Here is a 20,530-nt window from a genome sequence, read left to right on the forward strand (position 1 = left end):
GTCGGCGCCTGGCACCCTGCCCCCATGGATGCGGTGCTGGCGCGGATGCGCGCCCTGGAGGAGCGGCTCCCGCCGCAGGACGGCGTCGCCGTCTTCAACCGGGTCTACCTGACGGTGACGGAGACCCTGCACCGGCGGATCGAGCACGGCGGGTTCCCGGCGCCCCGGCGGGCGCAGACGCTCAGCGTGCGGTTCGCGGAGCGGTACCTGACGGCGGTCGAGGCGGACCGGGCCCCGGCCTGCTGGCGCCCCCTGCTGCAGTACCGCCGCCACCCCGGGATCCGCCCGCTCCAGCACGCGCTGGCCGGGATCAACGCGCACATCGGCCATGACCTGGCGCTGGCGGTGGTGACCACCTGCGGTGAGCTGGGCTGTGAACCACAGGCCCTGGAGGCGGATTTCGACCGGGTCGGCGACACGTTGGTCTCGCTGGAGGAGCACATCCGGGAGGACCTGATGCCGGGCCCGGACCTGTTGGAGATCGCCGATCCGCTGACCCACCTGGTCGGCTCGTGGAGCCTGGAGCGCGCCCGCGCCGCGGCCTGGTCGGCGGCCCGCTTGCTGTGGACGTTGCGCCGGGTGCCGGAACTGGCCGAGGAGTTCACGGACTCCCTCGACGCGGGCGTGGGCCTGGTCGGCCGCTGCCTGCTGACCCCGCGGGGCTGAAACCCCGCTGCGGGCCGGGCGGGGCCGCCTTACGCTCCCGGAATGACCAGCTTCGCCACGCACCGGCTCCGGGTGCACGACGTCTCGCTGGCGCCGGTGCAGAGGTTCTGCGGGTTCCGGACCTGCGTGGCCGAGTTCGCGCCGTACGGCGTCCGCGCGACCTACCACCACTTGGTCCACAGCGCCCGGATCCCGGCGGACCTGGAGGAGGATCCGGACGCGCTGGTGAGGGCGGTGGAGGAGCTGCACGCCGCCCGGGAGATCTGGCAGGCCGCACACGCGACCTGGGTGGTCGCGCGACGCGCGCAGAAGGCGGCCGGGGTCCGGATCCCGGATCCGCCCGAGCCGACGCGCCGGCTCTGGTGCCCCGACCCGGAGTTCCACCCCGTGGAGCCGCTCACGGCCACGATGCCGCGCATCCTGCGCGCCCTGCCCGGGGAGTGGGCGAGCTGCCCCGTCTGCGACGTGGACCGCGGCACGACGCCGTACCACAGCGGTCACGGCGTCCACCGGCTGTGCGCCAGGTGCGGGGTGAGCCTGGGGTACCGCCCCACCGGACCGGAGGACGACGTACCGGCAGCGCGCGCCGCGATGGCCGCGCGCTGGAGGCTGGTCTGGAGGCGTACGGCCCCGCCGTGGCGCGGGCATTGAGAACGGGCCGTCCCCGCGCTGCTCGCGCGGGGACGGCCCGTGGCCTTGGGTGCCCGGAGGATCAGTCCTCGGGGAGTTCGACCGGGGCGATCTCGTCGTAGACGTCGCCCGGGCCCGGGTTGGTGGAGTCCGTGGACCCGCCGAGGTGGTGCATGACGCCCCAGACGGCGTTGAGGGCGGTCTGGACCGCGCCCTCGGCCCAGCCTGCCGTCCAGGAGATGTCGTCGCCCGCGAGGAAGATGCCGCGCTTGTCCTCGGGGAGGCGGTCCTGCATGAAGTGGGTGAACAGGCGCCGCTGGTAGCGGTAGTGGCCCGGGAGGTTGGCCTTGAACGCGCCCATGAAGTAGGGCTCGTCCTCCCAGGAGACGGTGACCGGGTTGCCGATGATGTGACGGCGGATGTCGACCTTGGGGTAGATCTCGCCGAGGGACTTCAGCATGACCTCCATCCGCTCGTTCGCGGACAGCGGCAGCCACTTGAGGCTGTCGTCGCACCAGGTGTACGAGAGGCAGATGACGGCGGGCTTGTCCGGACCGTTGTCCAGCAGGTACGTGCCGCGGGTCATGCGGTCGGTCAGCGTCATCGACATGACGTCGCGGCCGGTCTCCTCGTCCTTGTCCAGCCAGAACGGCCGGTCCACGGGGACGAACAGCTTCGACGACTCCATGTAGTGGGTGCGCTCGATCGCCGTCCAGTGGTCGATCGGGAACAACGTGTCGTCGCACTCGATCTTCGACAGGAGCATCCAGGACTGGGCCGTGAAGATCGCGGCGCGGTACGTGCGGATGTCGCCGGAGGAGTCGGTGACCGTGATGCGGTTGCCGGCCGTGCGGTGCAGGCGGGTGACCGCCGGGCGCGGGGTGCCGTCGTGCAGGGTGGCCAGGGAGGTGCCCTGGGCCCAGTGGACGATCTTCTCCGGCTCGCGCTCCCACAGGCGCAGCGGCAGCTGCTGCGAGCCGCCCACGATGCCGCGGTGGTGGTCGTCTGCCTCGGTGTAGACGACGCGCAGGATCTCCAGGATGGAGTTCGGGAAGTCGGTGTCCCAGCCGCCGGTGCCGAAGCCGACCTGGCCGAAGATCTCGCGCTTGCGGAAGGACTTGAAGGCCTCCGACTTGCAGAGGAAGCCGTAGAAGGTCTCGTCGTCGAGCTTCTCGACGAGCTTGGCCCAGATCTCGCGGATGCGCGGGACGTCCCGCTCGCGCATCGCGGTGTTCATGTCGGAGAAGTCGGCGCCCTCGTCGAGGCAGGCGTTCCACGCGGCGGACACGTCGCGGTAGATCTGCGGGAGGTCCGCGATCGTCTCGGCGTAGTGGGTCTCGCCCTTGAGGTCGACGACCGTCGAGGGGGTGGACTCGGCGAGCGGGTTCGGGAAGGGCTCCGTGACCAGGCCGACGAGGTCGATGTAGTGCTGCAGGGCCGTGGAGGAGGGCGGGAAGCGCATGGCGCCCATCTCCGCCGTGAGGCCCTCGGTCTCGGCGCCCTCGAAGCCGACGGTGCGCAGGCGGCCGCCGATCTGGTCGGCCTCGTAGACGACGGGCTTGAGGCCCATCTTCATCAGCTCGTAGGCCGAGATGATGCCGGACAGCCCGCCGCCGATGACGGCGACCTCGGTGCCGAGCTCGGTCGCCGGTATCTGGCCGAGGCCCGCCGGGTGGGCGAGGAAGTCGTCGTACGCGTACGGGAAGTCCGGGCCGAACATGGTGATCGGCGGCTGTCCGTCGCTGTGCGGGACGGCGGTGGTGGGCACCGTGGACGTCATGGGGGTACGTCTCCTTGCGGCAGGGCTGGGGGAAGAAGAGGGCTTAGACGAGGGAGGCGTAGAGCCCGGGTCGGCGGTCGCGCAGGTACGGGTTGTTCTCGCGCGAGGCCGACAGCAGCTCGGGGTCGGCCTCGCCGAACACCAGCTCCTCGCCGCGGCCGGCCCGGGTCCGGGTGACCCCGTCGGGGCTCGCCAGGCAGCTGAGTCCGACGAACTCGAACTCGCCTTCCGGACCGGTGCGGTTGACGTACGCGATGTACATCTGGTTCTCGAAGGCCCTTACGGGGACGAGCTGTTCGGCGACGAACTGGAACGGGTGCATCTGCGCGGTCGGCACCAGGAGGAGGTCGGTGCCGGCGAGCGCGTGCGCCCGGACGTTCTCGGGGAACTCCACGTCGTAGCAGATCATGATGCCGATGCGGAGGCCGTTCAGGTCCGCCTGGACGACGGGGGTGTCGCCGGGGGTGAAGGCGTCCTGTTCGAAGCAGCCGAAGAGGTGGGTCTTGCGGTAGTTCGCCAGCGCCGCGCCGTCGGGGCCGATGAGCTGGGCGGCGTTGTAGACGACGCCGTCCGCGCTCTCCGGGTAGCCGTACAGGACGGCGATCCCGTGGCGCCGGGCGATCTCGCCGATGGCCCGGGCGGAGGCGCCGTCGGCGGCTTCGGCGAGGCCGGGGATGTCCTGGAGGTCCAGCGCGTAGCCGGTCAGGAACATCTCCGAGGTCACGAGGAGCCCGGCCCCGCTCTGTGCGGCGCGCGCCGCTGCCTCGTCGAGCGCCTTGAGGTTCTCGGCGGTGTCGCCGAGAACGCCGGAGCTCTGGAGGAGGGCGGTGCGCAGCGGGGGCATGGGCTACCTCTGTGACAGGCGGGGAGGGGGTCATAAAACGGTACGTTCGCGCGTTCGACCCGGACAAGCCGTGAGCGTTGCGCTCCGCGCATCGATTCGTTGCGTGTTCCCTGGCCTACGCGGCGATTCGTTGCGCGGGCGCCCCGGGCCGCCCCGTGGACCCCGTACGGCCCCTGTTGCGGCGCCTGCTGTGCCCCTTGCTACGAACCCGCGCGGAAGGCGGGGTGGGCGGCCAGGAAGCGCAGGTCGTCGAGGATGTCGGGGGTGTGGTCGGAGACTACGCGGCCGCTCCAGGAGTCGACGAGGGCCGGGACGGTCAGGGCGCCGTCGAAGTGGTGGCCGGTGGCCTCGTAGGCCAGCCGCAGCGCGGTGTACCCGGCCGCCCCGGGCTCCGTACCGAGGACGGTGACGGCGATGGAGCGGGTCAGGCCCAGCGCGGCGAGGGCGGCGGTGACCTGCTGCGAGGGGAGACAGTCGGCGCGGAGGTAGAGGTGGTAGCGGTGCGGTACGGGGGAGAAACCGGCTCCGATGCGGCCCCGCGGGGCGGGCGCCGGGCCGGTGCGGGGCAGCGGGGTGAGGGGCAGCGGAGTGCGGGGCAGGACGGTGTGCGACATGACTCTCCTGGCGTGGAGGACAACACGGCTGGGCCCCGGGCGGCGCGGGGCGCGCGCCCGGTCCGGGTCACTCGTCTCTGAGGGGGTCAGCCGAGCGGGCCGAAAGCGCTGCACACCCGCAGGAGGTCGATGTGCAGGCGTCGGGTGAGCCAGCAGCGCCGGAGGGTCCGGGCCCGCGTGTCCGTGTCCGCCGTCCGGGCCGTGTCCACCGCCGCCCACCCCCGTCCTCGTCCTCGGTCGCCCGCGTCCGGTGCTGGTTAGGCTTCCGGTGGCGGGCGTTGTCCGTCATGGCTGTCCCCCGAGTCTCGTGGCGGCGCCCGGGGCCGTCAAGAAGGCGGTCACCAGCCGGACGCCGTCGCCCCGCTGAAGGAGTCCTGCACCCATGTCCCCCGAGAGCGGCACGCTGTGCGGCAGTGAAGTGCTCGACGAGGTACTCGACAATCCGGTCTGGGCCGCGCTGACCGGGCCGCACCGCGGTTTCGCCGAGTTCGGTCCCGCTGGTCTGGCGGCCCGCTACGCGCCGGACACGTCCCCGTTCTCGGCGCTCGCCGATCCCGGGGACCCGCGGGCGTGGGCGGATCTGGCCGTACTGGCCGGCCCCGGGCAGGAGGTCTGGGTGACGGGGTTGCTGACCCCGCCGCCGGGGTGGCACACGCTGGTGACGGTTCCGGGGGTGCAGCTGGACGGGCGGACGGTACGGGCCGGGGCGGCGCCGGAGGCGGTGGTGCTGGGGCTCGATGACGTACCGGAGATGCTGGAGCTGGTGGCGCTGACCAAGCCGGGCCCGCTCCTGGACCGGACGGTCGAGCTGGGCACGTACCTCGGGATACGTCACGAGGGCCGGCTGGTCGCGATGGCCGGGGAGCGGATGCGGCCGGCGGGCTGGTCGGAGATCAGCGCGGTGTGCACCCACCCGGACCACCGGGGCCGGGGCCTGGCGGCCGGGCTGATACGCGCGGTCGCGGCGGAGGTCCGCGGGCGCGGGGAGCTCCCGTTCCTGCACGCGGCGGCGGCCAACACCGGGGCCGTGCGGCTCTACGAGTCGATGGGCTTCGCCCTGCGCCGCAGCCCGCTCTTCCTGGGTTTGCGCACTCCGGAGGCGTGACCGCCCCGGCCCCGCCCCGCTCCCGGCCCGCCGCGGAGCGTTACGCGGGCGCGCCCGAGGTGAAGCGGCGCAGGAGCGGGGAGAGGACGAGCACCGACTTGGTGCGTTCCACGAACGGCTCGCCCGCGATGCGTTCCAGGACCCGTTCGAAGTGGCGCATGTCGGAGGCGAAGACCTGAACGAGGGCGTCCGCGTCGCCGGTGACGGTCGACGCGGACACCACCTCGGGGTATCGCTCCAGTCCTCGCCGGATGTCGTCCGGCGAGGTGTTGTGCCGACAGTAGATCTCGATGAAGCCCTCGGTCTCCCAGCCCATGGCGGCCGGGTCCACGCGGACGGTGAAGCCGGTGATGGCGCCTTCGGCGCGCAGCCGGTCCACGCGCCGCTTGACGGCGGGCGCGGAGAGCCCGACCTCGGAGCCGATGTCCGCGTAGGAGCGGCGGGCGTCCTCGGCGAGGGCGTGCACGATGCGTTCGTCGAGATCGTTCAGTCGCACGGGGGGTGAATCACTTCTATTCAGCGACCTCCGCGGCCGAGGCGGCCGTGGCGGCCACAGTGGCCAGGCTGGAGCGGCGCATGCCGTAGAAGAAGTAGATCACGAGCCCGACGGCCATCCAGCCACCGAAGACCAGCCAGGTGATTCCGGGCAGCTCCGTCATCAGGTAGGCGCAGAAGATGAAGCCCAGGATCGGGGTGACCGGGAAGAGCGCGACCTTGAAGGTGCGGTTCATCTCCGGGCGGGTGTAGCGCAGGATGACGACGGCGATGTTGACCAGGCCGAAGGCGAAGAGGGTGCCGATGCTGGTGGCGTTCGCCAGTTCACCCAGCGGGATGAAGGCGGCGAGCAGTCCGCAGAAGAGGCAGACGATGATCGTGTTGACCTTCGGGGTGCCGGTCTTCTCGTCGACCTTGGCGAAGGCCTTCGGCATCAGGCCGTCGCGGGACATGGCGAAGAGGATGCGGGTCTGGCCGTAGAGGACGGCGAAGACGACGCTGGCGATGGCGACGACGGCACCGGCGGCGAGGATGACGCTCCAGAAGGAGTGTCCGGTGACGTTCTCCATGATCTGGGCCAGGGCGGCCTCGCTGCCCTCGAACTCCTGCCACGGCATGGCGCCGACGGCGACCAGGGCGACGAGGCAGTAGATCACGGTGACGATCAGCAGCGAGAGCATGATCGCGCGGGGCAGGTCCTTCTTCGGGTTCTTGGCTTCCTCACCGGCGGTGGAGGCGGCGTCGAAGCCGATGTACGAGAAGAAGAGCATCGATGCGGCGGTGCTGATGGCGGTGACGCCGAGCGGGGCCAGCGGGGTGTAGTTCCCGGCCTTGATGCCCATGAAGCCGATGACGATGAAGACGGCCAGCGTCACGATCTTGACGGCGACCATGATCGTGTTGATCCTGGCGCTCTCCTTGGCTCCGCGGAGCAGGAAGACCATGCACAGGAGCACCACGACGAGGGCGGGGAGGTTGATGTAGCCGCCCTCGCCCAGCGGGGCGGAGAAGCCCTCCGGGATGGTGAAGCCGAGGGTGCCGTCGAGCAGCTCGTTGAGGTACTGGCCCCAGCCGACGGCGACGGCCGCGACGGAGACGCCGTACTCGAGGACCAGGCACCAGCCGCAGACCCAGGCTATGAGCTCGCCCATGGTGGCGTAGGCGTAGGAGTAGGAGGAGCCCGAGACGGGGATGGAGCCCGCGAGCTCGGCGTAGGAGAGCGCCGAGAAGAGCGCGGTCAGGCCCGCGACGATGAAGGCGATGAAGACGGCCGGGCCGGCGATCGGGGTGGCTTCGCCGAGGACGACGAAGATGCCGGTGCCCAGGGTCGCGCCGATGCTGATCATGGTCAGCTGCCACATGGTGAGCGAACGCTTGAGCGCGCCGCCCTCACCCTGGCCGCCCTCGGCGACCAACTGCTCCACCGGCTTGCGGCGGAGCAGCGGGTTGACGGGCCTCTTGGCCTCGGTAGCGAGCGGTGGCGCCTGGCCGTGGTCGAGCACGAGGGGACTCCTTGTCACTGCGGATCGGGGAGGTCAGGGGAGGCGTCGACCGCGACGATCCGGAGCAGGGCAGGGCCCGACGAAAGAAGGGTCTGCTCATGGGGGACCGCCGAGCAGGCGATCCGCGCCACTCCACGTACAGCGAGTGAGCCTACGAGCTGAGTGATACCGCCCGTAATGGACCATCCTTGCACATTGGCGCACGATCATTGCGCGGATCAGTCACTGACAGTCGTTTGTTGCGTAGGGATGATCGATCGCTGCGCAGGTCGCCGCGGACCCCCTCTCTTGACACTTCATCAGATCTGCCGCAGCGTGCCGCCGTGGATCCGGGCGTGCTCCACGGAGATCGGCCCCCCGGAGCCCCGTCCGGACCGCCGGGGCCGCCCCGATGGCATTGGTCCGCTCCGCGGCGGTGGAACCGGGCTCGAGCGGGGTACGGGTGAACGCGGTGGCAGTGGGGGTGGTGCGGCCCCCGCGGGTCACCGCCCCGCCGGGCACCGGGGGGCGGTGACGCAACGCGGAGGACGCCCTGCCGGGCCGGGTCGCCGAGACCGCGGGCAGCGCGGCCGCCCCGTACGTCCCGGCCTCGCCGCCGTCCTCGTTCGTCGCGGGGCGGGCGGTCGGGGTGGACCGCGGGGTCGGCGCGAGGTTCCCGTACCCGACGATCGGAGGCGACCGGTGAGACCAGCAGGACCAGCGGGGGCAGCAGGACCAGCGGGGGCAGCGGGGGCAGCGGGGCCGGACGGTCCAGGACTGCCGACCGGTTCGACGGGACCGACCTGGTCGGCAGGGCTGCAGCGCCACCCCGACGAGCCGGCGCCCTGGCAGGACGCGCTGCCCTTCCTGCGCGGGGTCGCCTGGCTGGACCGGGGGCGGCCGGTCCGCGCCGATCCGACCGACACCATGCGGCTGCCCTGGGACACCGGCGAGCGCTCCACCCTGCCCATCGGCGTCCGGCTCGAATTCACCACCGAGACCGCGCGTTCGGTGGAGGTCCGCTACCGGGCGACCGTGCCCGGCCCCACCGACGCGCTGCGCGACCTCGCGCACGGCTTCGCGCTGTGGGACCGGCACGGGGTGGTCACCGAGGTGTTCACCGAACCGGCCGCGGAGGCCGTCGTACGGATCGACCTGGGCGGCGGCACCGGCCCCTTCACCATCCACCCGCCGGAAACCCAGTCCCCGCTGATCCTCGGGCTGCGCGGGATCGGCGGCCCGCTCGCCCCGGCGCCGCCCGCACCGCGCTGGGTGGTGCACGGCGACTCCATCACCGAGGGCTGGTGGTCCACCCGCCCCGCGCACGGCTGGCCCGCCGTCACCGGCCGGGCCCTCGGTTGGGACACCGTCAACCTCGGCTACGCGGGCGCCGCGCGCGGTGAGCTGACCACCGCCGAACAGCTCGCGGGCCTGCCCGCCGACGTCCTGACGCTCGCCTTCGGCACCAACTGCTGGTCCCGGGTGCCCTTTTCGTCTCCCCTGCTGTACGAAACCACCCGCGCGTTCCTCGAACTGGTCCGCCAGGGGCACCCGCGGACCCCGATCCTGCTGGTCTCCCCCGTCCTGCGGCCCGACGCCGAGCGCACCCCGAACAAGCTCGGCGCCACCCTCGGCGCCCTGCGGCACGCGATGGAGCGCGCGGCCCGGGACCGGATGGCCGCGGGGGACGACCGGCTCGCCGTGCTGCCGGGCCGGGACCTGCTCGGTCCCGAGCACCTGGCGGACGGGCTGCACCCCAACGACAGCGGACACCAGGTGCTCGGCCTCGCTGTGGCCACGGCCCTGCGGCGCTCCGGGTTCGGCGTGGGGTGAGTGAAACAGCCCACACCGGACGAGTTGAACAGTTCCCTGCCATCGCGGCGTGTCCTGGGCAGAGTTGACGCCATCACGGTGGCGGACGCGAAGGACACCACGAGTGGGAGAGATCAAAATGGGCATCAAGCGCGGAACCACCCTGGCCGCGGCCGCGATCGTCGTCGTCCTGGCGGCGACGGCCTGCGGCCCCGCCGACGACAAGGCCGCGGACACGACCAAGCCGGTCGGGGCCGCCGCTGCCGCCCAGGACACCGGGAAGGCCTCGGACGCCGCCTACGGCTCCGACGGCGCTGCGGGTGCCGAGGGTGCTGCGGGCGCCTCGGGCGCCAAGCCGGCCGGGCAACTGGCGATCACCTCCAACGACAAGGTCGGGCCCGTCCTCACCGACAGCGCCGGAATGACCCTCTACCGCTTCGACAAGGACACGGCCAAGCCGCCGAAGTCCAACTGTGACGGGGACTGCGAGAAGACCTGGCCGGTGGTCGCCGCCGGTGACGTCACCGCCGCCGCCGGCATGGACGCGTCGCTGCTGGGCGAAGTGGTGCGCACCGACGGCAGCAAGCAGCTGACGGTGGGCGGCTGGCCCGCCTACCGCTACAGCAAGGACACCAAGGCGGGCGACGTCAACGGGCAGGGCGTCGGCGGGGTGTGGTTCGCCCTCGCTGCGGACGGCAAGAAGGCCGCGAAGGCGGCGCCGGCCGAGGGGGCGCCGCCGGCCGAGGGGGCGCCGCCGGCCGAGGCGGCGCCCCCGGCCGCGGGCGGCGCCGCCGAAGCCGACGGGAAGCTCTCGGTGGCCAAGGACCCCAAGCTGGGCGACCACATCGTCGACGGCAAGGGCATGACCGTCTACCGGTTCAAGCCGGACACCCAGTGGCCGATGACCTCCAAGTGCGTGGGCGACTGCCTGACCAAGTGGCCGGTCGTCGCGCCGGTGGAGAAGGCCAAGGACAAGGGGATCGTCGAGAAGAACTACACGGTGCTCAACCGCCCCGACGGCCAGAAGCAGCAGAGCGTCGACTGCTGGCCCGTCTACACCTTCTCCGGTGACAAGAAGCCGGGTGACGTCAACGGCCAGGGCGTGGGCGGCACTTGGTACGCCGTGTCCCCGGACGGCAAGCTGATCACCGTCCAGTAGCCCCTGTCCCCGTCCCTCCCCCACCACCCACCGATCCCCTCCCTCCCCCCACCCCGTTCGCGCGGCCCTCGCCCACCTCCCCCCTGGGCGGGGGCCGCGCCCCTTCGGCGTTCCGCCGCGGCCCGGTCGTCTCTAGACTCGGCCGCATGCTGCGCGTACTGGCCGTCGACGACGAGAAGCCGCTCCTGGAGGAACTCCTCTACCTGCTGCGCTCGGACCCCCGGGTGCGCAGTGCGGAGGGCGCCTCGGACGCCACCGAGGCCCTGCGCCGGGTCACCCGGGCGCTGGAGTCCGGCCCGGACGGGGCCGACGGCATCGACGTGGTGTTCCTGGACATCCACATGGCCGGGCTGACCGGGCTGGACGTCGCGCGGCTGCTGGCCGGCTTCGCGCGGCCGCCGCTGATCGTGTTCGTCACCGCCCACGAGGGTTTCGCCGTACAGGCCTTCGACCTGAAGGCCGTGGACTACGTGCTCAAGCCCGTGCGCCCGGAGCGGCTGGCCGAGGCCGTCCGGCGGGCCTGCGAGCAGCTGGGCCGGTTCGAGGAGGGTCCGGCTGCGCCGGCGGGCGCCGATGCCCCGGTGTCGGGCGCCCCGGCCGCGGCGGCGCCGCGCCGGCCGGTGGCCGAGGTCACCGTCGCCGACCGCACACCGGACCAGATCGCCGTCGAACTGGGCGGGGTCACCCGCTTCGTGGCGATCGCGGACATCTCCTACGTCGAGGCGCAGGGCGACTACGCCCGGCTGCACACCGACGAGGGCAGCCACCTGGTCCGGATCCCCGTGTCCACGCTGGAGGAGCGCTGGGCGGCGCGCGGGTTCGTACGGATCCACCGCCGCCATCTGGTGGCGCTCTCGCGGATCGACGAGCTCCGGCTGGAGGCCGGGACCACCAGTGTCCGGGTGGGGGCGGCGGAGCTCCAGGTGAGCCGCAGGCACGCGCGGGAGCTGCGGGATCTGCTGATGCGGCAGGCGACCGGCTGAAACCGGCCGATCCCCGACCGTTCCCCGGCCGTTCCCCGGCTGTCGTCGGGCCGTTCGCGCCCGACCGTCCGGCGCTCGGGGGCGCCGTTCGTCGCGCCGGGAGGGACGTACGGCGATCCGCCGGAGCCGTCGGCCGCACCGCCGCGCCGATCGGCCCTCGGGGCCGTCGCCCCTCTCGTATCGTGGATCTTCCGGCGCGGGAGGAGCGCGATGTCCGAGATCCAGGCGCTGGTCGACACCCTGAGCGGGCTGCCCCGGGCCCGGCCGGCCGGGCCCGCCGAGGCCGAAGCGCTGCTGGCTCGGTTGCGCAGTGCGGCCGCCCGCTGGGCCGACATCCTGTACGAGGCCCGCGAGGGGGTCCGCGAGCAGGTTCCGCCGCGTGCGGAGGCGGCCCTGACGCTGGCGTTCCGGCGCGCGGAGGAGTCGTACGTGGAGTTGGAGATCGCCCTGCGCGACTGCGCGGAGCACCGCGACCCGGCGCTCTGACGGGCCGGTCCGGCTGGGCGGATCCGACGGGTCCGGTGGGTCCGAATCGAGCCTGTCGCCCGGTCAGGGGGCGTGCATAGACTCCGGACACCCCTCCCCTGCCGAAGGACCGCCCGGTGAACCAGACGTACGCGCTGACCGCGGTCGCCGTCGTCGTCCTCGTCACGGTTCTGGTCGGCGCGCTGGGCCTGCGGATGTCCCGGACCACATCCGACTTCTACGTCGCCTCGCGCACGGTGGGGCCCCGCCTGAACGCGGCGGCCATCAGCGGCGAGTACCTGTCCGCCGCGTCGTTCCTCGGGGTGGCGGGGCTGGTGCTGCTCCAGGGGCCCGAGATGCTCTGGTACCCGGTGGGCTACACCGCCGGGTACGTGGTGCTGCTCGTGCTGGTGGCGGCCCCGCTGCGCCGCTCGGGCGCGTACACGCTGCCCGACTTCGCGCAGGCGCGGCTGGAGTCGCTGGTGGTGCGCCGGATCGCGGTGCTGTTCGTGCTCGGGGTCGGCTGGCTGTACCTGCTGCCGCAGTTGCAGGGGGCCGGGCTGACGCTGGGGATCCTGACCGGGGCCCCGCACTGGGTCGGTGGGCTGGTCGTCGCGTTCGTGGTGACGGTGGCGGTGGCGTGCGGCGGGATGCGCTCGGTCACCTTCGTCCAGGCCTTCCAGTACTGGCTGAAGCTCACGGCCCTGCTGGTGCCGGCCTTCTTCCTGATCGCGGCGTGGGCCGGGGACGGCGCGCCGCGGGCCACCTTCGACGCACCGGCCGTCTTCCGGGAGCACACCGCGGTGACGGTCGCGCAGGACGTGCGGCTGTCGGTGGCGCATCCGCTGACAGTGACGGTGACCGGGCAGGTCGACGGGCACGGCTACGTGTCGGCGCCGGTGACCCTGGCCGCCGGTGAGCATTCCGTACGGGCCCGCGCGCGGCTGGAGTTCGCCCCCGGCGCGCCCGTTCCGGAGACCCGGGCCGAGGCGCGGCCCGGTGTGTCCACCTGGACGGCGGCGACCTCCGGCGGGCTGCGCGCGCACCGGCTGTACGCCACGTACGGGCTGATCCTGGCGACGTTCCTCGGCACGATGGGCCTGCCGCACGTCGCGGTGCGGTTCTACACCAGCCCCGACGGGCGGACCGCGCGGCGCACCACGCTGATCGTGCTCGCGCTGGTCGGCGTCTTCTACCTGCTGCCGCCGGTCTACGGGGCGCTGGGCCGGATCTACACCCCGGAGCTCGCCCTGACCGGCGACGCGGACGCGGCGGTGCTGGTGCTGCCCGGGCGGATGCTCGGCGGGGTGCTCGGCGATCTGTTGGGGGCGCTGCTGGCCGGGGGTGCCTTCGCGGCGTTCCTGTCGACGGCCTCGGGGCTGACGATGGCGGTGGCGGGGGTGCTGCACCAGGACGTGCTGCCGGCGCGCGGGGTGCGCAGCTTCCGCGCGGCGGCGGTCGTGGCGATCGTGGTGCCGCTGGCCGGGAGCGTGGCGGCGACTCAGGTGCCGGTGGCGGACGCGGTGGGCCTGGCCTTCGCCGTGTCGGCGTCCTCGTTCTGTCCGCTGCTGGTCCTGGGCATCTGGTGGCGCGGGCTGACTCCGCCGGGTGCGGTGGCCGGGCTGGTCACGGGCGGCGGGGCGGCGCTGGGCGCGGTGCTGGCGACCCGGGCCGATCTGGCGCCGCCGGGCTGGACGCACACGCTGCTCGCGTGGCCGGCGGCGTGGTCGGTGCCGCTCGGGTTCCTGACGATGGTGGTGGTGTCGCTGGCCACCCGGTCGCGGATCCCGGCGGGGACGGCGGCCACCCTGGCCCGGCTGCACCTGCCGGAGGTCGTGGCCGGGGAGCGGGCGGGGGGTCCCCGGTGACCGGGGTGGCGCCGGCGGTTCTGGTGTTGCTGGCGGTGGCCGGTGCGGTGCTGCTGCTGGGTGCGGGCTGGGCGGCGGGCCGGTGGCACGCCCGCCGCGGGGAGCGGGCGGCCGGGATGGACCTGGGGACCCCGGTGGAGCGGGCCACCTTCCACACCCTGCACACGGCTTCGCTGGCCGCTCCCCCGCTGCGCGCCGGGCTGACCGAGGACGCCGCCCGCAAGGCGGCCCGGCGGCTGCGGTCGCTGCTGGGGACGGAGGCGCTGTGCCTCACCGACCGGGAGTCGGTGCTGGCCTGGGACGGGCCGGGCGCCGACCACCACCAGCGGCGGGCGATGGCCCGGGTGGCGGTGATGCTGGCGTCGGGGCGCAGCCAGAGCGTGCGGACCGAGTGCCAGCGGCCCGACTGTCCGCTGAAGTGGGCGGTGGTGGCCCCGCTGACCGGCGAGGACGGGGTGCTGGGTGCACTGGTGGCGTACGGCTCGCGCGAGTCGGCGGTGCTGGTGCGGGCGGCGACGGAGGTCGCGCGGTGGGTGTCGGTGCAGTTGGAACTGTCCGAGCTGGACCGGTCGCGGACCCGGCTGATGGAGGCGGAGATCAAGGCGCTGCGGGCGCAGATCTCCCCGCATTTCATCTTCAACTCCCTGGCCGCGATCGCCTCGTTCGTCCGGACGGATCCGGAGCGGGCCCGGGAGCTGTTGCTGGAGTTCGCGGACTTCACCCGGTACTCCTTCCGGCGGCACGGTGATTTCACGACGCTGGCCGACGAGTTGCGCTCGGTGCAGCAGTATCTGGCGCTGGCCGGTGCCCGGTTCGGCGACCGGCTGAAGGTGACCTTGCAGGTGGCGCCGGAGGTGCTGCCGGTGGCGCTGCCCTTCCTGTGTCTGCAGCCGCTGGTGGAGAACGCCGTGAAGCACGGGCTGGAGGACTCCACCGCGCAGTGCCGGATCACGATCACGGCGCGGGACGCGGGTGCGGAGGCGGTGATCACGGTGGAGGACAACGGGGTCGGGATGGATCCGGCGCTGCTGCGCCGGATCCTGGCCGGGGAGCACGGCGGTTCCTCGGGGATCGGGTTGCCCAATGTCGACGAGCGGATCCGGCAGGTGTACGGGGACGAGTACGGTCCGGTGATGGAGACGGGGGTCGGCGCCGGCATGAAGGTCACCCTGCGCATTCCGAAGTACCGCGTGGGCGTGCATAGTTCACCGCCCGGACAGCGGCCTCCGCCGCTCTGAGCTCCGCCGGCGTGACGCCCTGTGACCGGCGCGTCGCGGCCGGCGGGTGCCGCTGCGCGGGTCCGGGGCGGAGCCCCGGCAGCGGTGACGCGCCCGGGAACGCACGTGGCCCCGGCCGTCCGCGAAGGGACGGCCGGGGCCACGGGACGGGACGGTCTAGCTCCAGCTGGCGTGCAGCGGCTTGCCCTCGGCGTAACCGGCGGCGGACTGGATGCCGACCACGGCCTTCTCCTCGAACTCAGCGAGGGAGCCGGCACCGGCGTACGTGCACGAGGAGCGGACGCCCGCGATGATCGAGTCGATCAGGTCCTCGACGCCCGGGCGGGCCGGGTCCAGGAACATGCGCGAGGTGGAGATGCCCTCCTCGAACAGGCCCTTGCGGGCGCGGTCGTAGGCCGACTCCTCGCTCGTGCGGTTCTGCACCGCGCGGGCGGAGGCCATGCCGAAGGACTCCTTGTAGAGACGGCCCTCGGCGGACTGCTGGAGGTCGCCCGGGGACTCGTACGTACCGGCGAACCAGGAGCCGATCATCACGTTGGACGCACCGGCGGCCAGCGCCATCGCCACGTCGCGCGGGTGCCGGACGCCACCGTCGGCCCACACGTGCTTGCCGTACTTCTTCGCCTCGGCCGCGCACTCCAGCACCGCGGAGAACTGCGGGCGGCCCACGCCGGTCATCATGCGGGTGGTGCACATGGCGCCGGGGCCCACACCGACCTTGATGATGTCCGCGCCGGCTTCGATGAGGTCCTTGACGCCCTCGGCGGCGACGATGTTGCCCGCCACGATCGGGGCCTGCGGGTCCAGGGCGCGGATGGCCTTGATCGCGTTGATCATCGACTCCTGGTGGCCGTGCGCCGTGTCGATGACGAGCGTGTCCACGCCCGCGTCGAGCAGCTGCTTGGCCTTGGCCACGAAGTCACCGTTGATGCCGACGGCGGCCGCGATGCGCAGCTTGCCGTTCGCGTCGGTGGCCGGGGTGTAGAGCGTCGCGCGCAGGGCGCCCTTGCGGGTGAGGATGCCGACGAGCTTGCCGTCCTTGTCGACGGCCGGGGCCAGCTTGCGGTGGCCGGCGTCGAGCTGGTTGAAGGCCTCGCGGGGGTCGATGTCGGCGTCGATGAGCAGCAGCTCCTTCGACATGACCTCGGAGAGCTGGGTGAATCGGTCGACACCGGTCAGGTCGTGCTCGGTGACGACGCCGACCGGGCGGCCCTCGTCGTCGACGACGACGCCGGCGCCGTGGGCGCGCTTGGGCAGCAGGGACAGCGCGTCGGCGACCGTCTGGGTGGGCGCCAGCGTGATCGGGGTGTCGAGCACGTGGTGGCGGGTCTTCACCCAGGAGATGACGTCGGTGACGACCTCGATCGGGATGTCCTGCGGGATGACGACGATTCCGCCGCGGCGGGCGACCGTCTCGGCCATCCGGCGGCCCGCGATGGCGGTCATGTTGGCCACGACGAGGGGAATGGTGGTGCCGGTTCCGTCGGGCGAGGACAGGTCGACACCCTGACGGGAACCGACCGCGGAGCGGCTCGGCACCATGAACACATCGTCGTACGTCAGGTCGTACGGCGGCTTCAGGTCATTGAGGAAACGCACGTGCTGAACATCCCAGTCGATCGAAGGATCCGTCTACGCCCCGGCAGGACAGCCGGGGAAACGCACGTACTTCATTCTCCCACGGCCTGGCGTTCACACCTTCCGGGCTGATCGTCCAGGACATACCGGGCCGGGTGGTCCTTTCCTACGGGACCTTGGTCCCGGCGGGCCGGGTTCGGCGGTGGACGGGGCCGCGCCGCCGGGCCAGCGGGAGCACCGATCCGCCGTGCCGGACGGCCGTGAACTCGGCGGCGATGGCCAGCGCGGTCTCCTCCGGGGTGGCGCCGCCGAGGTCGAGTCCGATGGGTGAGCGCAGGCGGGCCAGGGCGGCGTCGGTGACGCCCCGGGCCCGCAACCGTCTCTCGCGTTCGGCGTGGGTGCGCCGGGATCCCATGGCTCCCACGTAGCCCAGGGGCAGCCGCAGGGCCAGTTCCAGCAGCGGTACGTCGAATTTGGCGTCGTGGGTGAGGACGCAGACCGCGGTACGGGAGTCCAGGCGGCCCGCCGCCCATTCGGCGGCCAGGTGCCGGTGCGGCCAGTCGACGACGACCTCGTCGGCGTCGGGGAAGCGGGCCGGGGTCGCGAAGACGGGCCGGGCGTCACACACGGTGATCCGGTGGCCGAGGAAGGCGCCGATCCGGGCGAGGGCCGCGGCGAAGTCGATGGCCCCGTAGACGAGCAGCCGGGGCGGCTCGGCGGCCGATTCCACGAGGAGGGTCAGGGGCTGCCCGCAGAGCCCGCCGGCCGTGCCGAGCTCGGCGGTGCCGGTGCGCCCGGCCAGCAACAGCGCCCGTACCTGCCGGGCGGCGGCCCGGTCCAGGTCGGGGCCGCCGGCGAGCCCGCCCTCGTAGGTGCCGTCGGCGTGGACGGCGAGCGCCCGGCCCAGCTGGGGCGGCGGTCCGGAGACCACCCGGGCGAGCGCGGCCCGGGTGCCCCCGGCGGCGGCGTCGAGCACCGAGCCGAGCACGGGCCGGACCGGGTCGCGCCCGCGCACCGGGGTGACCAGGACGTCGAGGACTCCGCCGCAGGTCAGGCCGACGGCGAAGGCGTCGTCGTCGCTGTAGCCGAAGCGGTGCAGGCCGCCTTCGCCGGAGGCGATGGCGTCGAGGCACAGCTCGTGCACGGCGGATTCCACGCAGCCTCCGGAGATGGAGCCGAGCGCGGTGCCCTTGTCGTCGACGGCGAGGGAGGCGCCGGGGCCGCGGGGAGCGCTCCCACTGACGGCGACGACGGTGGCGAGTGCGAACTCCCGCTGCGCGGCGCACCACGCGCGTAGCTCGTCGGCTATGTCGAGCATCAGCGGATGTACTCGCGGCGCGGGACGGGTCCGGGCAGGTGCGGGCGCGGCGGCAGGACGGCCGGGGTCGCCGGCCGGGCCGCCGGTGGTCGGGCTGCGGGTGGTCGGGCCGTCGCGGCGGCCGACCGGGTGGGTCCGGGGTATCCGTCGGGTAGCGGTGGGCGCGCGCCGAGCAGTTTCGCGGCGTGGGCCACGCTGGCGAGGGTGGCGTGGTGGTGCCAGCCCCGGAAGGAGCGGCCCTCGAAGTCCCGGATGCCCACGGGTTCGCAGGTCTCGGCGAAGTCGAGGGAGACGCGGTCGGTGAGTTTGGCGAGCAGGAAGAGCTGGGCGAGCGGCCGGTCACCGATGTTGGTGATCCAGAACTCGGAGGGCAGCAGGGCTGCTTCGGTCCAGGCTCCGACCAGCAGCAGCGGGGTGGGCGGCACGGGTACGGGGCGGTCCTCGCCGGGGGTGGCGAAGATCGAGGCCGAGGTCAGCAGGGTGACCGCGCCCTCGGCCCGGCCGTGCCGGGTCCATTCGACGACGCGGCGCTGGGAGCGCAGGGAGTCGATGAGTTCGCGGGCGGGGGCGGTGTGCGGCCCGGGTTTGTACCGGCCGGCGCCGCCGAAGGAGACCGGCAGCGAGCCGTCGACCTTGAAGACGAAGGGGATGTCCTGGAGGGTGAAGGACTCGATGCTCTGCGTGAGGTCACCGTTGGCGACCTCCATCACCACGGGCCGGCGCTGGAGTTGCCAGCTGGCGGCCATCCGCTGGACGGCGTGTACGGCGTCTTGGGCGGGGGTGAGGGAGCGGGCCGTGTCGGGGATGCCGGCCCGGCGGCGGCGCATGAGTTCGCTGGTCCAGGGCCCGGGGAGGGTGAGGGTCCATTCGACCGGGAAGCTGGCCTCGCTGGAGGCGAGCCAGATCCCGCTCGCCTGCTGACAGTTGGCGGTGCGGCCGAGCTGGGGGACGAACTGCCGGCCGACGCCGACGGAGCGGTCCCCCGCCTTCTCTATGACCATGGGCTGGAGCACCCAGGCCAGGGGACGCTGTGCGGTGCGTTCGAGGTGCTGGGCGAGGGAGCGGCGGACCGGGGTCCAGTCCCAGGGAGACTTGCTGATGAACTGCTGGAGGCTCTGCTCGACGGAACTGGCCCCTGTTCCGGCGATGTTACGAATTGTTTTCTTACCGGTGGTCCGCACCAGGCCGTTCAGATAAACGCGGGCCCAGTTTCGCTGGTCCCGCCGGGGTAATGATTCGAAGAGCAGAGAGATCAGGACGTCGATCAATTCGGAGATTTCCGTCGTGGAATCCTCCGGCAGGACTACGCGAGCCATCTGGGCCTCCCCCGCGACCAGCTAGATCCAATACCCTACTTGACCGTGTAGAACGGCCGTAGGCCCCGGCGGCTACTTCCTGAGGTCGCTGGCAGTTTCGAGCCGCTCTTCCTCTACCACGAGGGGGATGGGGATCTGGTTCGCCGCATAGTAGATCGCGATCAGGAAGTGGGCGACAAGTGTGAGTGGTGCGGAGTAGAAGGCCAGCAGGACGGTGAGGGGGTACGCGATGGCCCCGAGGCCGAAGCGCACTCGTGTGGCGCGTGCGCCCTCCTTGTCCACCTGCTCGTGGAAGAGGTGGCCGACGCGGGTGACGTACCACCAGAAGGCCAGGAAAGCCAGGGCGTAGGCCACGGTGACGGCGCTGTAGAGGACGGCGGCCGCGTTGGCGGAGCCGCCTTCCTCCATGAGGTGCTCGGCGAGGACATTGGTGGTGTACGGAATCACCGACACCACCATCAGCACCAGGAGATTCAGGAACAACAGGGGTCGGTCCACCCTCCTGAGGTGACTGAAGATGGTGTGGTGGTTCACCCACATCACGCCGATGATGAGGAAGCTCACGACGTAGGCGGCGTAATGGGGCCACTGTTCGCGGACTCCGTGCCAGAAGTCCGAGCCGGTTTCTTCCGGAACCTTTAACTCCAGAACGAGGATCGTGATGATGATGGCGAATACACCGTCACTGAATGCCTCGATCCGCCCGGTTTCGTTTTCCATTGCCTCCCCTTTGCCACTTCACGCATATAAGCAGCCCGTGCGCGCTATGCCACACATACGGGGAGGGCGCTGCGGCGCCCTCCCCGCACACGCTACCCAGAATCCGGCCGTCAGCCGCCGAATCCCGCCGTCTGGCGCCAGATTCGGCCATCGCGGACGACGAGTGTCCCGAACGCGTGCTCCGGTTCGCCGTTCAGGTTCATGATCGCCCGGTAGAAGATGGTGTCCTCGGTCTCGATGTACTCCTGGAGTTCCACGAGCGAGGGCTTCACCGTGAGGTAGCCGGTGAACGTCTCGCGAACCTCCTCGATCCCCACCGAGGCCCCCTCGAAGCGCAGCAGCACGGCGTCGTCGGTGTAGTTCTTCATCACCGCCTCGATGTCCAGGGCGGCCAGCGCCTCCATCTGGCGGACGAACACCGGGTGCAGCTTGGAGATGTCGTACTTGGCCATGTCGAC

At 72.3% G+C, this 20,530-nt stretch carries 19 protein-coding genes; 9 read left to right on the forward strand and 10 right to left on the reverse strand.

What is annotated here, in order from left to right:
- Positions 1 to 24: 24 nt before the first annotated feature.
- Positions 25 to 666: a DUF5995 family protein gene (locus ACIQK6_RS36785; protein WP_329104137.1), complete on the forward strand. Its 642-nt coding sequence runs from the start codon at positions 25 to 27 to the stop codon at positions 664 to 666.
- 42 nt (positions 667 to 708) lie between these two features.
- Positions 709 to 1,317, forward strand: coding sequence for a hypothetical protein (locus ACIQK6_RS36790; protein WP_402696835.1), 609 nt, complete (start codon positions 709 to 711; stop codon positions 1,315 to 1,317).
- 61 nt (positions 1,318 to 1,378) lie between these two features.
- On the opposite strand, the gene ACIQK6_RS36795 is transcribed toward ACIQK6_RS36790, so the two are convergent.
- The 3 genes from ACIQK6_RS36795 to ACIQK6_RS36805 form a co-directional block, all read right to left on the reverse strand.
- Complete coding sequence (locus tag ACIQK6_RS36795; RefSeq protein ID WP_329104133.1) at positions 1,379 to 3,076, reverse strand: NAD(P)/FAD-dependent oxidoreductase; 1,698 nt, start codon at positions 3,074 to 3,076, stop codon at positions 1,379 to 1,381.
- Between the two features lie 43 nt (positions 3,077 to 3,119).
- Positions 3,120 to 3,920: a carbon-nitrogen hydrolase family protein gene (locus tag ACIQK6_RS36800; protein ID WP_329104131.1), complete on the reverse strand. Its 801-nt coding sequence runs from the start codon at positions 3,918 to 3,920 to the stop codon at positions 3,120 to 3,122.
- Between the two features lie 200 nt (positions 3,921 to 4,120).
- A complete protein-coding gene (locus ACIQK6_RS36805) occupies positions 4,121 to 4,534 on the reverse strand; it encodes a hypothetical protein (RefSeq protein WP_329104129.1) in 414 nt (137 codons plus the stop codon).
- 382 nt (positions 4,535 to 4,916) lie between these two features.
- Between ACIQK6_RS36805 and ACIQK6_RS36810 the strand changes: the two genes are divergently transcribed.
- Positions 4,917 to 5,639: a GNAT family N-acetyltransferase gene (locus ACIQK6_RS36810; protein WP_329104128.1), complete on the forward strand. Its 723-nt coding sequence runs from the start codon at positions 4,917 to 4,919 to the stop codon at positions 5,637 to 5,639.
- A 40-nt stretch (positions 5,640 to 5,679) separates the two neighbouring features.
- Here the strand turns inward: ACIQK6_RS36810 and ACIQK6_RS36815 are convergent, their stop codons facing one another.
- Both ACIQK6_RS36815 and ACIQK6_RS36820 read right to left on the reverse strand, forming a co-directional pair.
- Positions 5,680 to 6,135, reverse strand: coding sequence for an Lrp/AsnC family transcriptional regulator (locus ACIQK6_RS36815; RefSeq protein WP_007262967.1), 456 nt, complete (start codon positions 6,133 to 6,135; stop codon positions 5,680 to 5,682).
- Between the two features lie 16 nt (positions 6,136 to 6,151).
- Entirely contained in the window at positions 6,152 to 7,636 is a 1,485-nt protein-coding gene (locus ACIQK6_RS36820; protein WP_329104126.1) for an amino acid permease, read from the reverse strand.
- Between the two features lie 795 nt (positions 7,637 to 8,431).
- On the opposite strand from ACIQK6_RS36820, the gene ACIQK6_RS36825 reads away from it, so the two are divergent.
- The 6 genes from ACIQK6_RS36825 (at position 8,432) to ACIQK6_RS36850 (ending at position 15,140) form a co-directional block, all read left to right on the forward strand.
- On the forward strand, positions 8,432 to 9,448 hold the full coding sequence (locus tag ACIQK6_RS36825) for a GDSL-type esterase/lipase family protein (protein WP_329108108.1): 1,017 nt from the start codon (positions 8,432 to 8,434) through the stop codon (positions 9,446 to 9,448).
- Between the two features lie 118 nt (positions 9,449 to 9,566).
- Positions 9,567 to 10,586: an SCO0930 family lipoprotein gene (locus ACIQK6_RS36830; RefSeq protein WP_402696848.1), complete on the forward strand. Its 1,020-nt coding sequence runs from the start codon at positions 9,567 to 9,569 to the stop codon at positions 10,584 to 10,586.
- 146 nt (positions 10,587 to 10,732) lie between these two features.
- Entirely contained in the window at positions 10,733 to 11,569 is an 837-nt protein-coding gene (locus tag ACIQK6_RS36835) for a response regulator transcription factor (RefSeq protein ID WP_329104122.1), read from the forward strand.
- Positions 11,570 to 11,779: 210 nt separating this feature from the next.
- Positions 11,780 to 12,055 carry a hypothetical protein gene (locus ACIQK6_RS36840; protein WP_329104120.1) on the forward strand — a complete coding sequence of 92 codons (276 nt, stop codon included), beginning with the start codon at positions 11,780 to 11,782 and terminating at the stop codon, positions 12,053 to 12,055.
- Between the two features lie 116 nt (positions 12,056 to 12,171).
- On the forward strand, positions 12,172 to 13,902 hold the full coding sequence (locus ACIQK6_RS36845; RefSeq protein WP_329104118.1) for a cation acetate symporter: 1,731 nt from the start codon (positions 12,172 to 12,174) through the stop codon (positions 13,900 to 13,902).
- On the forward strand, positions 13,899 to 15,140 hold the full coding sequence (locus ACIQK6_RS36850; protein ID WP_329104116.1) for a histidine kinase: 1,242 nt from the start codon (positions 13,899 to 13,901) through the stop codon (positions 15,138 to 15,140). Before ACIQK6_RS36845 ends, ACIQK6_RS36850 begins: the two co-directional genes overlap by 4 nt.
- Before the next feature lie 156 nt (positions 15,141 to 15,296).
- Here the strand turns inward: ACIQK6_RS36850 and ACIQK6_RS36855 are convergent, their stop codons facing one another.
- The 5 genes from ACIQK6_RS36855 to ACIQK6_RS36875 all read right to left on the reverse strand — a co-directional run bounded on the left by ACIQK6_RS36855 (position 15,297) and on the right by ACIQK6_RS36875 (position 20,524).
- Positions 15,297 to 16,739: a GuaB1 family IMP dehydrogenase-related protein gene (locus tag ACIQK6_RS36855; RefSeq protein WP_402696840.1), complete on the reverse strand. Its 1,443-nt coding sequence runs from the start codon at positions 16,737 to 16,739 to the stop codon at positions 15,297 to 15,299.
- Positions 16,740 to 16,884: 145 nt separating this feature from the next.
- Entirely contained in the window at positions 16,885 to 18,036 is a 1,152-nt protein-coding gene (locus tag ACIQK6_RS36860) for an XdhC family protein (RefSeq protein WP_329104112.1), read from the reverse strand.
- A complete protein-coding gene (locus ACIQK6_RS36865) occupies positions 18,036 to 19,352 on the reverse strand; it encodes a transposase (RefSeq protein WP_329104110.1) in 1,317 nt (438 codons plus the stop codon). Before ACIQK6_RS36865 ends, ACIQK6_RS36860 begins: the two co-directional genes overlap by 1 nt.
- 72 nt (positions 19,353 to 19,424) lie before the next feature.
- The gene (locus tag ACIQK6_RS36870; RefSeq protein ID WP_329104108.1) at positions 19,425 to 20,072 is read right to left on the reverse strand and encodes a TMEM175 family protein; all 648 of its coding nucleotides are present in this window, start codon (positions 20,070 to 20,072) and stop codon (positions 19,425 to 19,427) included.
- Positions 20,073 to 20,182: 110 nt separating this feature from the next.
- A complete protein-coding gene (locus ACIQK6_RS36875) occupies positions 20,183 to 20,524 on the reverse strand; it encodes a nuclear transport factor 2 family protein (RefSeq protein ID WP_329104106.1) in 342 nt (113 codons plus the stop codon).
- Positions 20,525 to 20,530 lie beyond the last annotated feature (6 nt).

This window comes from Streptomyces sp. NPDC091682 (genome assembly GCF_044756625.1).
In the GTDB taxonomy this organism is placed as follows: Bacteria; Actinomycetota; Actinomycetes; order Streptomycetales; family Streptomycetaceae; genus Streptomyces.